Below are 10,303 nucleotides of genomic sequence, written 5' to 3' on the forward strand. Positions count from 1 at the left end.
ATACTGATTCTATAATATTGTAAAGAATCCGGCACTGTAATAGTATTGAAATATAAAACGCTGCCTTTTTCAGGCAGCGTTTTGAGAAGAAAATTACTTTTGAACTATAGGAGTTCTCAGTGATTCTAAAACAGCAACTATATCTGTATAAAGCTCTGTATTTGAAGCAACACCATTTGCATTGGCTGCAGCTCCAACATATCCTTCAAATTTTGTATAATCCGCACTGCTGGATTTTGTTCCCATACGAGGATTTTTTGCAGGATCATGCGCCGCTGACATACTCAAACCAGAATATGTATTTACAGCATTTGTTCCTCCCGTATTAAACGAAAAGAAATCAGTCAGATTATCTGATAATTTAGCAATATTGGTAGACTGGGTAGTTCCCGTTTCTGCCAATAAAGGAGCAAAATGTGCCTGCAGATTCCCTGAAGCATTCGATTGGATATCAGCAACAATCAATCCGATAGTTGAATTTACCACTTTGCGGAAACTCAAACGTCCCTGCTCAATCATCTGGCCGGAATTATCAGGATCAGAAACCATTTTAGTCCCGCCTAAGCGTTCATAAATTGATGCCTTTACAGGAGGTGCAGGGGTTTCGTCGTCATTACTGCTGCAGGAAATCATAGCTGCAGATGCAGCAAGCAATACACTAAGTGTAAGTTTTGAATAAATTTTCATAAATTTAAGGTATTAAAGGGTTAATTAAAAAAACGATTTATTTTTTGAGATAATTTATAACTCAAGCTATTTTGATTCATTGGGCAGACTTCTTTGTTTGCTAAATTTGCAGGTAGAATATAACGCTTAGCATCATAGTGTCTTTTAGACATCAACTCATTGAAAACTTTCTGTGAGTTTGTAATTTTATTATTGTGGAAATACACCACAACATTTCTTTTAACGATAATAGAGTCAGATGTCAGGCCTTTTATACTTCTTAAATCGGCACATATTTGTCTGGCCTGCAGAGAATCGATATCTGATTGAAAATCGATTCTGCTTACCTGCAGATTTGGCGTATCATAAACAGGTGGTTTTACTGTTATAATGTGAAAAAGCAAAATGGCAATAAATAGCCCAAATATTCCGCTTAGTATAAAAAGTCCCTTTTTGATTATTTTATTAATTTTCATAATTTTTATGTTTTTAAAATTATCTACGTCTACTTAATCGCTGCGGTTTTAGAAATACTTGCAAATTGATCAATTTAGAATCGTTTTAAACACAGAAATTACCTAATAATTTAATTATAAAGGAGATACTAGAAAACTCTGGCAAGATTAAATCCAAAAAATATATCTCCTTTTCTCCAATCGCCTGTTGTTCTTCCCAGATATCCAGCTTCATCAATTGCCTGTGAACTGGTAAAATGCATTTGAAAAACATGCCCGCCAGTTTCTAAATCAAAACCTATAGATAGTGGATTTTTATAAAGAGAATTCGGTGCCCTGTTTAAATGCGCTGCATAATCCATATTTAAAGACCAGCGTTTGGCGAATTTATATCTTCCTCCAAAACCTATGGCATATTGAGTATTGCTTTGGTCAACGTCGTCAACAAAATTCTGGTGAAAGAATGACGGTACAATTTCTAAAGACAGCTTTTCAGAAAATTTTCTGGAAATCAGCAGCTGTGCTACATAAGTAAGCCTGTCTTTAAATTCAAGTTTAGGGTACAAGCTTTCTTTTAACGTGTTATTAATAGACAAACTATTGAACCCGGCTATAGTGACGGGAAAACCATCTTTTATTTGAGGCAATAGCATATACTTTGTTGCAAAGTCATATGCAAATTCACTTCTGGCCGCACTTACATTAAGTCCATTTGTCAAACCGTAAATAAATTTAATTTGTGTATTGGCATTATCCAGTCCGTAGAAACCTTCAAAACCATCTTTAATGGATCCGAATCGGTGTGCAACAACAAAATACAAATCACCTTTTGCGGCCAATTTTGTAGACTCAAGATTAACGATTTTTAAGGCTTTGAATGCAGATGTCACTTTTTCTTTTGTAGAAGGAGTTTCTACTCCAGAGAGCAAATCGGTTTGGGAGAAGCTTAACAGCGGAAATAAAAAAAATAATAGAGTAAAGTTTTTCATGAAGTTAGTTTTAAATTGTTATTTGTATTAGTGTACAATTGAAGATTGGTCTATTTTAAATTCCTGGAGCAATTCGTCATATCCTAAAAAACGCCCTTTAATCTTGAGAGTTTTCCCGGATGTAATATTTTGAGGCAAACGGTTTTTGAATGTCACAAATATTTTTTCGCTCATAACAATTCCATTACCGGCTTTATCAATACTTGTTACTGGTGCAGATAATTCAATTGTTTTGTCCTGATATTTGATGTAAGCCAGACTATCGTTTGAAGCAAACTCTCTTTCTAGTTCGTTAACGGTTACAACATAATCAGCAGTTTCTGATTCTATATCCCTATGCCCTTTGTAGATGTAGAAGAAAGACAAAATTCCGATTATTATAAAAAGTGAAATTGTAGTTAGTATTTTTTTTCTCATAACTGTTTTTTAGTATTTGGATTATCTACGTTAAAAAATACCTATTGGATTTAAACCATTAAATATGCCTTTTGTTAAATCTGTATTATTCTTTTCAACGTATATGATTTTGAAATGCCTGATGATTCTTAAAATCATGCCTTTATCAATAACTAAAAACCAATCTTATGAATCTAAAAACACTTTTCGTTATCTCATCATTAGCTTCAATCTTTATAAGCTGCGCCAACGATGATCCAAGCACCTTAATGGACCCCACACCCATTAATGGTCTGGCAACGTACAGCCAAAATGTAAAATCTATTATTGATAATAACTGTGTTGTATGCCATGCAGCAGTTCCTAAAAATGGAGCGCCTATGTCCTTAGTTACTTATGATCAGGTGAAAAATGCAGTTTTAAATCGAGGATTGCTTACACGAATTTCTTTAGAAAATGGAGATAGTTCCTTAATGCCGCAGGGCGGACCAAGATTACCTCAAACCACTATAGATATTATAAATAAATGGAATCAGGATGGATTATTAGAAAAATAATCTAGAACAAGATCATGAGGAAAATCATAATAATGCCAATGCTATTGGCTTCTTTTATTGTTTTTTCGCAAGAAAAAATAGTAACTAAATCTGCAGCAATAACCCTTGAAGCTTCAGTACCTTCTTTTCAGCCGGTTGCAGGAACTAACAGCAATGTAACTTTTGTTTTAAATCCCGCAACAGGAGAAGTGGCAAGCCTTGCTTTAATGAAAGGATTCCAATTTGAAATGGCTTTGATGGAAGAACATTTTAATGAAAATTACATGGAAACCGATAATTATCCAAAAGCCGTTTTTAGAGGCCAAATTGAGGGGTTCGACATTAAAAGTCTAACAGAAGATTATATCATAAAAGGGAAGTTAGAACTTCACGGTAAATCTAAAGATATAAAAGCCGCTGCAAAAATTACCAAGACGGGGTCGCGAATCACCATCATTTCTGATTTCGCCGTAAATGCCAGTGATTTTAGCATCCCTATCCCATCGCTTATTAAGTATAAACTGGACGATAGGGTAAAAGTTCAAATTATTGCGGTTTTAAAATAAGTGCTAAACCAGATAAATCTTATCCACTTAAAACAATGTAAAGCCAAAAAACTATGAAAAAAAACATACTCATTGCAATGCTATATGTCTGCGCTATTGGCCTCTCACAAGAAAAAATGATCAGTAAATCAGGAAAAATTACTTTTGAAGCATCCGTTGCTTCTTTTGAAGAAGTCAAGGCCACAAATACTAATGTTACTTTTGTCCTGAATCCTGCAACGGGCGAAATTGCAAGTTTAGCCTTAATGAAAGGATTTCGATTTAAAGTCGCTTTGATGGAAGAACATTTCAATGAAAATTATATTGAAAGTGACCGCTATCCAAAAGCAGTCTTTAAAGGAAAAATAGAAGGATTTGATCTTCAGAGCCTAACGGTAAATCCTAAAGATTTTATCATTAAGGGTAAATTGGAACTTCACGGAAAATCTAAAGATGTAAGCACCACAGCAAGGATAAGCAAATCAATATCAGGGATTAGTATTTTATCTGATTTTAGTGTAAATGCCAGTGATTTTAATATTGCAATACCAAGCCTTGTTAAAAGCAAAGTTTCTAATAAAATAAACATTCAAGTTGCAGCAGTATTAGGAGCAAACAGACAATAACTACCAAAAAAACTTAAAAAGTCAATTATTCATTATATCAAAAAAAATGGAGGAAGAAACAAAAATTGAAGACGACTTTACCCTTATACGCTTTCAGAATGACAGTTCAGAGCCTTTTTTTACCAACCGTGAGCTGGGAAGTGATATGATTCAGTTTCATTTCGGACTGAAAGGCAATAGCAAATTTTTGTTCAGTCAGGGTAGTTATACTTTAGAATTGAAAGAGGAAAAATCCCTGCTTTTGTATAATCCTAAAAAGCAGACATCACTTCATTTAGAACTTGCTCCAAATTCATGGGTGATTTCTATTATCGTCTCGATTAAGAAATTTCACGCGCTGTTTTCTGCCGAAGCAGATTATATTACTTTATTAAGTCCTGATAATAACAACCAAAAGTATTCTACTGAAGCAAATATCAGTCCCCCGATGGCAATTGTTTTAAGCCAGCTGTTTCATTATAACTTTCATCCTTCTATAAAAAACCTTTATTACAAAGGAAAAGGATATGAACTGCTGAGTTTGTATTTTAACAGGTCTGAGAATCCAAGTGCGCAACATTGTCCGTTTTTAATTGATCAGGACAATGTTTTGAAAATCAGAAAAGCCAAAGAAATTATTATTGCAAATATGAATGAACCGCCTGGTTTACAGGAATTGGCAGATGAAATTGGCCTTAATATGAAAAAACTAAAAATAGGTTTCAAACAAATATACGGTGATACTGTCTATGGTTTTCTGTTTGATTACAAAATGGATTTCGCCCGAAAACTACTCGACAGCGGCTGCTACAATGTAAATGAAGTGGGCTTAAAAATAGGTTACAGCACCGGAAGCCACTTCATTGCGGGATTCAAGAAAAAATTTGCCACAACTCCAAAAAAATATCTGATGTCGATTAATACCAATTTTAAAACAGTATCGATTTTGTAAATTGCAGTATAAATAAAAAATAATATTACTCATATTTCTAAATGGCAGCAAATGCTACTTTTAGAAAAAATTCAAACAACAAATACTTAAAGCTTAAAGCTTAAGTTAAAAGCAAAAACATAATGAAAGGCGTATTAATAGTAAATTTGGGATCTCCCGAAAGTCCAACACCAAAAGATGTAAAGCCGTATTTAGATGAATTTTTAATGGATAAATACGTGATCGATGTTCCGTATTTATTGAGAGCTTTATTAGTCCGAGGCATCATCTTAAGAAAAAGACCCAAAGAATCGGCACATGCTTATGCAAAAATCTGGTGGGACGAAGGTTCGCCCCTTGTAGTGCTTTCAGAAAGAATGCAGAAGAAAGTACAAACATTGGTAAATGTACCGGTTACACTGGCAATGCGCTATGGAAGCATGACCATCGAGAAAGGACTCCAGGAGTTACACGATAAAGGCGTTAGCGAAGTAATGCTTTTCCCACTGTATCCGCAATATGCAATGGCTTCTACTCTAACCATTTTAGTAAAGGCAGAAGAAATTAGAAAGAAGAAATTTCCACAGATGACTTTTACCAATGTTGCTGCTTTTTACAACAAACCGGATTATATCAAAAATCTGGCAGATTCAATTCAGAAACATTTAGCTGCATTTCCATACGATCATTTATTGTTTTCGTATCACGGAATTCCAGAACGTCATATACGAAAAACCGACGTAACCAAATCGCATTGTAAAATTGACGGTTCTTGCTGTAACACACCTTCACCAGCGCATGATTTCTGTTATCGTCATCAATGTTATGAAACGACAAAACAAGTAGTAAAATTATTAGGTCTCACAGAAGATAAATACAGCTTAACTTTCCAGTCCCGATTGGCTGGAGATAAATGGCTGGAGCCTTATACCGATATTGAAATTGATAAAATGCCGGCAAAAGGAATTAAAAATCTGGCTGTGGTAACACCGGCTTTCGTTTCGGATTGTTTAGAAACGCTCGAAGAAATCGCCATGCGTGCCAGAGAAGATTTTGAGAAAAATGGAGGAGAAAATTTCTTGGCCGTTCCTTGTTTGAATGACGACGACCAGTGGTGCCAGACTGTTGGTAACTGGATTAATGACTGGGCTGAATAATACTAAAATAGCAATATCGAGATATTGGACCTCCCATCATTCATATATCCGTTCGCCTCTTTATATAAATGAACTTCGATAATTCTTCTGTCGAAGAATTTAGTGATTCGGCAGATTGAATAATCAAAAGAAAATTTCTCTCAACTCATTATTTCCAAGATTTACATCTTCACACAACAATTTTGAAATACCCAGGATATTGGCAACGGACTTTCTCACCTTGTGAGAAATTGCAAACATCATCTGCTCTAAAGCACTGTTAAATTCTTCCATGTTCAACTCCTTTTCTTTTTCTCTGATGTTCAAATTTACATTGGCAATTTTTAAATCTTTAGTACATCTTTGCAATTCTTCGTGATTAAAAATAAGTTCTTGCTTTGCTTTTTTTAACTTATCTAATATAATATCCTGATCCATAATTTACGATTAATAAAGTTAGTTAAAAGTATAACATTTAAAACGACTTTTCTTACCTAAGTACGTCTAACACCAATTAGATTCTAAATTCCCCGCTTTTTATTTCGATGTTTTGTTATTAATTGATTTTGAGAGTTTAAAAAAGTAAATATTTAGTCTGGAAAATAATTTTGTTTAATATTCTAATTCTGTACTAATTATCTTGGTAACTTTTTAAAATTTTAAAATAGAATTATTTTGCATAATTTTAAGTAAAACTATTTTATGTATAACAAGTTTACTATTTCTGAAATCATTCTTAATATACTGGCACAAAGCCCTGAAAAAACTTGCCCTTTTGAAGATTTAACCAGTATGGTTATTCCCTGTTTGAATGAATCCCTACAAGATAGTTTACTTATCCAAAGGTCAAATCAGGCAAAAGTCTTAGATGCATTAATAATGCTAGATAGTGAAGGTCTTATTATTTTAGATTCGGCTACAGATACAAGCATTATAACTATTAAGGGACTAATAAATATAAGCAGCAAAAGCTTTCTAAATTGATAAACAGTCTTTTTTGACTTTCTAAATATATTACCCATTAATACCTTTGTTAAAGAACTAGTACCAGTATAAATATCATTTATCTGCTTATTCTGCATTTATCACTGCAATATTTCACTTCGTCCCAGATTTTTTCCGATTTTTTTCTCCACGCAAATGGTCTCTGGCAAACAATGCAGATTTTAGTGGGCAGGTTTTGTTTTTTAACTCCTCTCATTTTTTTGTTTATTTCTAAAACTCCAAAAAATATCACTGGCGTATTTTCGAGTTTGTTCTATGTCAACTATAGGCTCTGGATAATCTCTTCCTAATTCGCATTTGTAAAATTGCTGCTCAATAAGATTTAATTTCCATGGTTCATGAATTAATTGTGGTGGAATTTCAGCCAGCTCAGGCAGCCATTTCTTTATAAATATGCCCTCTGAATCGTGCTGCTGTGAATATTTTACGGGATTATAAATTCTAATGCTATTGCCTGTTGTTGTACCGGCCTGCATCTGAATCTGCGGATAATGAATTCCGGTTTCATAATCTAAAAACTGTCTTGCCAAGAAATGAAGCTCCCGCCAGTCCTGCCACAAATTGAATGTGAAAAAGGAAACCAGCATCGCTCGCATTCTAAAGTTGATATAACCTGTCTGGACTAAACATCACATACAGGCATCAACAATAGGAACGCCGGTTTTACCTTCCTGCCAGGCTTTTATATAGATTTCGTTTTTTGGTTTGACCAAGGAATCGTAATCTTTGTTTATATTTTCAAATTCAATTTGACAGTCATTTTCAAATTTTTGCATAAAATGGCAATGCCAGTGAAGTCTGGAAACAAAATGTAGCCTGGCTCTTTTGTTGTATGATGTTTCATAAAACTGATTGGTATATTGATACACCTTAAAGCTGGTTTGGAAATGTGGTTGCTGTAATTTACGTGTCTTTCTTTTGCAAAACTCTCTAAGTACCGTCAGGCCCAATATTCGCCACCTTGTTGAAAATTTTTATTTCGGTTTGTAATTTCATTCGAAAGTACTCTTCCTTTTAGTTTTTGATAAAAATCAGCATCTAAATTTTCAAATTTAAAAGTATTCAGGTCAATCATTTTAGGAATTGCGCGCATTGTTTCTTCCCAGAGCTTATCCCAATCTTGTTTTGATCGAAGCTTTCTGATAACACCATGGAGCTGAGATTGTTTCCAAAGAATTTTATGATCATCAAAAAAAAACTGCATGGCAATATCCCTGTCAAAAGTGACTTTGTTGCCAATTTCCTGATGCGAAAACACTGTTTGAACATCATAAAGACTGCATAAGTGCTCAAAAACAGTCTGGACTTGGTTATGAAAATAATAAATCTGCGCAGCAAATGATTTTAATTTAGACTGCATTTCCTTTAAGGATTCATAAACAAACCGCCAATGACAGACATCAGCATCATCGCAAGCCATTATTGAGGGTTCAAAAAAATAAACCAAAAGAAGAGGGATATTTTCCTGCTGTGCCATAAAAAGAGGTTCGTGATCTGTAAAACGCAGATCACGTTTGAACCACATAATATTTATCTTTTTTTTATTCAACTTTTAAGCAGTGATTTAATTTCCTTATCGGGCTTTGCATAGCTAAATCGGTCTAACTGCATGGTTTTATGATAGCTGTCCAGACCGGAACAAGTAACGGTATTGGCTTTTTCTAAATCGAGGAAACCATCCTCAGACAAGCAGTCTTCGGGAATAAAAATCTGGACTATTTCCCCGATAATCATAGTAGTATTATTGATTGAAATGGCTGTTTTTTCTTTAAATTTAATGCCTAACTGTACGTTGCTTTCGAGCACAAAAGGAGCTGGAAAGTTATTTTTATATTCCGCACTGAGTCCTGCAGCATCAAATTCTGAAATTTCTTTATTGTATCTCGCTGATGTCTGATGTGCCTGCTTATAGATCTGTTCATTGATATGATTAATGGTATAGAATCCTGTATCTAAAATATTTCTCATGGTATCACGCTCGGGCGGGCTGGGGCGAAAAATCATACCTATTAATGGAGGATTTGCTCCAATATGAAAAAAAGAACTAAAAATGGATAAATTAGTATTTCCCTGTACATCAGAAGTTCCTACCAATGCCACACTTTTAAAACCGCCTAAACTATTGATTAAATGCACGGCAGTTTGCTTTTCCATTTTTTCCAGATCACTGGTTTTAAAATTTATTTTGTTTTTCATTAGTAGAAATTTATTAAAAAATGCAACTTTTCAATTGATGAGTATCCATTTTTTATCACTGTTAAGTCTAAAAGTAGCAATATGTTCCTTATTCCATTCTTTGGGTCCTATAAGTGAGGGAAAATCAAAACCGTCTGCATCTTTATATAAGTGATATATTTCACCTACAATAGGTTCAAAAGAAAATCTGGCATTGTATACCAATTCATTCCATTGGAATTCTTCGATTAAATCCTGGTATTGCATTTTTAGTTCATTGAATTTACTTTCAAACTCTTTCTTTACCTTATTTAGGCCCATGCCTTTCCATCCCGCTAAATCATCTGCTTTTATTACCGGTGCGCCAACACTTGTAGCATATGGCAATAGGCTTGCATTATAACCATGCTCAGAAGAAAATACTACATTATCGGGTTTATCTTTTTTTATCATCTTCGAATATTTTTATTAACGCTTAGATATTTTATTATTTGAAATTGCTCTTTGCCTGTTACATTTAAATCTGTCTATTGTTTCGGCTCTCTTTGCAGCGTGTTTTGTTTTACAATTTTCAACGCGAATGCGCCATAATTTATAACTGCTGAATTTTAGCTCTTTTTTCATTAAAGCTTTCACATCGGCTTCTGAAAGATGAAATTGAAATTTTATTGCATCAAAAGGTGTTCGGTCTTCCCATGCCATTTCTATAATTCTATCGATCTGAATTTCATTCAATACACCATTATCGATTTTTACAATGATTGACTTTATCATACATTTTGTTTAACAGTTATTAAATACCATTAAACAAAAATAGTACTTTTACAGTTATGAGAGAATTGATAATACATTAAATCTTAAACC

16 protein-coding genes and 1 pseudogene are annotated in these 10,303 nt (G+C 33.9%); 6 read left to right on the plus strand and 11 right to left on the minus strand.

Annotated features, from left to right (window positions below):
- Positions 1-93: 93 nt before the first annotated feature.
- The 4 genes from JO950_RS19465 to JO950_RS19480 form a co-directional block, all read right to left on the minus strand.
- Positions 94-687 (minus strand): hypothetical protein, encoded by a 594-nt coding sequence (locus tag JO950_RS19465; RefSeq protein ID WP_035625449.1) that lies wholly within the window; start codon positions 685-687, stop codon positions 94-96.
- Positions 688-707: 20 nt separating this feature from the next.
- Positions 708-1,142, minus strand: coding sequence for a hypothetical protein (locus JO950_RS19470; protein WP_035625451.1), 435 nt, complete (start codon positions 1,140-1,142; stop codon positions 708-710).
- 128 nt (positions 1,143-1,270) lie between these two features.
- A complete protein-coding gene (locus JO950_RS19475) occupies positions 1,271-2,110 on the minus strand; it encodes a DUF5777 family beta-barrel protein (RefSeq protein ID WP_202704135.1) in 840 nt (279 codons plus the stop codon).
- A gap of 27 nt (positions 2,111-2,137) precedes the next feature.
- Positions 2,138-2,527, minus strand: coding sequence for a hypothetical protein (locus JO950_RS19480; protein WP_202704136.1), 390 nt, complete (start codon positions 2,525-2,527; stop codon positions 2,138-2,140).
- A gap of 248 nt (positions 2,528-2,775) precedes the next feature.
- On the opposite strand from JO950_RS19480, the gene JO950_RS19485 reads away from it, so the two are divergent.
- From JO950_RS19485 to hemH, 5 genes are all read left to right on the plus strand, one after another.
- A complete protein-coding gene (locus JO950_RS19485; protein ID WP_202704137.1) occupies positions 2,776-3,063 on the plus strand; it encodes a hypothetical protein in 288 nt (95 codons plus the stop codon).
- A 14-nt stretch (positions 3,064-3,077) separates the two neighbouring features.
- Positions 3,078-3,608, plus strand: a complete 531-nt coding sequence (locus JO950_RS19490; RefSeq protein WP_202704138.1) for a YceI family protein — start codon at positions 3,078-3,080, stop codon at positions 3,606-3,608.
- 53 nt (positions 3,609-3,661) lie between these two features.
- Positions 3,662-4,213 (plus strand): YceI family protein, encoded by a 552-nt coding sequence (locus tag JO950_RS19495; protein WP_202704139.1) that lies wholly within the window; start codon positions 3,662-3,664, stop codon positions 4,211-4,213.
- A gap of 46 nt (positions 4,214-4,259) precedes the next feature.
- Positions 4,260-5,144 carry an AraC family transcriptional regulator gene (locus tag JO950_RS19500; protein WP_202704140.1) on the plus strand — a complete coding sequence of 295 codons (885 nt, stop codon included), beginning with the start codon at positions 4,260-4,262 and terminating at the stop codon, positions 5,142-5,144.
- Between the two features lie 122 nt (positions 5,145-5,266).
- A complete protein-coding gene (gene hemH, locus JO950_RS19505) occupies positions 5,267-6,280 on the plus strand; it encodes a ferrochelatase (RefSeq protein ID WP_202704141.1) in 1,014 nt (337 codons plus the stop codon).
- Positions 6,281-6,403: 123 nt separating this feature from the next.
- Here hemH and JO950_RS19510 read toward each other — a convergent pair whose 3' ends face one another.
- Positions 6,404-6,697, minus strand: coding sequence for a hypothetical protein (locus tag JO950_RS19510; RefSeq protein WP_202704142.1), 294 nt, complete (start codon positions 6,695-6,697; stop codon positions 6,404-6,406).
- Positions 6,698-6,961: 264 nt separating this feature from the next.
- Between JO950_RS19510 and JO950_RS19515 the strand changes: the two genes are divergently transcribed.
- A complete protein-coding gene (locus JO950_RS19515; protein ID WP_202704143.1) occupies positions 6,962-7,243 on the plus strand; it encodes a hypothetical protein in 282 nt (93 codons plus the stop codon).
- A 79-nt stretch (positions 7,244-7,322) separates the two neighbouring features.
- On the opposite strand, the gene JO950_RS19520 is transcribed toward JO950_RS19515, so the two are convergent.
- The 6 genes and pseudogenes from JO950_RS19520 to JO950_RS19540 form a co-directional block, all read right to left on the minus strand.
- Positions 7,323-7,460, minus strand: coding sequence for a DUF2256 domain-containing protein (locus tag JO950_RS19520; RefSeq protein ID WP_202704144.1), 138 nt, complete (start codon positions 7,458-7,460; stop codon positions 7,323-7,325).
- Positions 7,447-8,040, minus strand: a pseudogene (locus JO950_RS22330) (FAD-binding domain-containing protein). Before JO950_RS22330 ends, JO950_RS19520 begins: the two are co-directional and overlap by 14 nt.
- Before the next feature lie 164 nt (positions 8,041-8,204).
- Positions 8,205-8,789, minus strand: coding sequence for a deoxyribodipyrimidine photo-lyase (locus JO950_RS22335; RefSeq protein ID WP_237732397.1), 585 nt, complete (start codon positions 8,787-8,789; stop codon positions 8,205-8,207).
- A 20-nt stretch (positions 8,790-8,809) separates the two neighbouring features.
- Positions 8,810-9,460 carry a flavin reductase family protein gene (locus JO950_RS19530; protein WP_089052224.1) on the minus strand — a complete coding sequence of 217 codons (651 nt, stop codon included), beginning with the start codon at positions 9,458-9,460 and terminating at the stop codon, positions 8,810-8,812.
- Between the two features lie 30 nt (positions 9,461-9,490).
- A complete protein-coding gene (locus tag JO950_RS19535; protein ID WP_370528133.1) occupies positions 9,491-9,892 on the minus strand; it encodes a DUF2452 domain-containing protein in 402 nt (133 codons plus the stop codon).
- Between the two features lie 15 nt (positions 9,893-9,907).
- A complete protein-coding gene (locus JO950_RS19540; RefSeq protein ID WP_089481741.1) occupies positions 9,908-10,213 on the minus strand; it encodes a TIGR03643 family protein in 306 nt (101 codons plus the stop codon).
- Positions 10,214-10,303: the final 90 nt, after the last annotated feature.

It is taken from the genome of Flavobacterium sp. UGB4466 (genome assembly GCF_903469665.1).
In the GTDB taxonomy this organism is placed as follows: Bacteria; Bacteroidota; Bacteroidia; order Flavobacteriales; family Flavobacteriaceae; genus Flavobacterium; species Flavobacterium lipolyticum.

Bases quoted from the DNA above. Each gene is read 5' to 3' on its own strand.
- JO950_RS19465 (WP_035625449.1), bottom strand. From the start codon at position 687: ATGAAAATTTATTCAAAACTTACACTTAGTGTATTGCTTGCTGCATCT.
- JO950_RS19470 (WP_035625451.1), bottom strand. From the start codon at position 1,142: ATGAAAATTAATAAAATAATCAAAAAGGGACTTTTTATACTAAGCGGA.
- JO950_RS19475 (WP_202704135.1), bottom strand. From the start codon at position 2,110: ATGAAAAACTTTACTCTATTATTTTTTTTATTTCCGCTGTTAAGCTTC.
- JO950_RS19480 (WP_202704136.1), bottom strand. From the start codon at position 2,527: ATGAGAAAAAAAATACTAACTACAATTTCACTTTTTATAATAATCGGA.
- JO950_RS19485 (WP_202704137.1), top strand. From the start codon at position 2,776: ATGGACCCCACACCCATTAATGGTCTGGCAACGTACAGCCAAAATGTA.
- JO950_RS19490 (WP_202704138.1), top strand. From the start codon at position 3,078: ATGAGGAAAATCATAATAATGCCAATGCTATTGGCTTCTTTTATTGTT.
- JO950_RS19495 (WP_202704139.1), top strand. From the start codon at position 3,662: ATGAAAAAAAACATACTCATTGCAATGCTATATGTCTGCGCTATTGGC.
- JO950_RS19500 (WP_202704140.1), top strand. From the start codon at position 4,260: ATGGAGGAAGAAACAAAAATTGAAGACGACTTTACCCTTATACGCTTT.
- hemH (WP_202704141.1), top strand. From the start codon at position 5,267: ATGAAAGGCGTATTAATAGTAAATTTGGGATCTCCCGAAAGTCCAACA.
- JO950_RS19510 (WP_202704142.1), bottom strand. From the start codon at position 6,697: ATGGATCAGGATATTATATTAGATAAGTTAAAAAAAGCAAAGCAAGAA.
- JO950_RS19515 (WP_202704143.1), top strand. From the start codon at position 6,962: ATGTATAACAAGTTTACTATTTCTGAAATCATTCTTAATATACTGGCA.
- JO950_RS19520 (WP_202704144.1), bottom strand. From the start codon at position 7,460: ATGAGAGGAGTTAAAAAACAAAACCTGCCCACTAAAATCTGCATTGTT.
- JO950_RS22335 (WP_237732397.1), bottom strand. From the start codon at position 8,789: ATGTGGTTCAAACGTGATCTGCGTTTTACAGATCACGAACCTCTTTTT.
- JO950_RS19530 (WP_089052224.1), bottom strand. From the start codon at position 9,460: ATGAAAAACAAAATAAATTTTAAAACCAGTGATCTGGAAAAAATGGAA.
- JO950_RS19535 (WP_370528133.1), bottom strand. From the start codon at position 9,892: ATGATAAAAAAAGATAAACCCGATAATGTAGTATTTTCTTCTGAGCAT.
- JO950_RS19540 (WP_089481741.1), bottom strand. From the start codon at position 10,213: ATGATAAAGTCAATCATTGTAAAAATCGATAATGGTGTATTGAATGAA.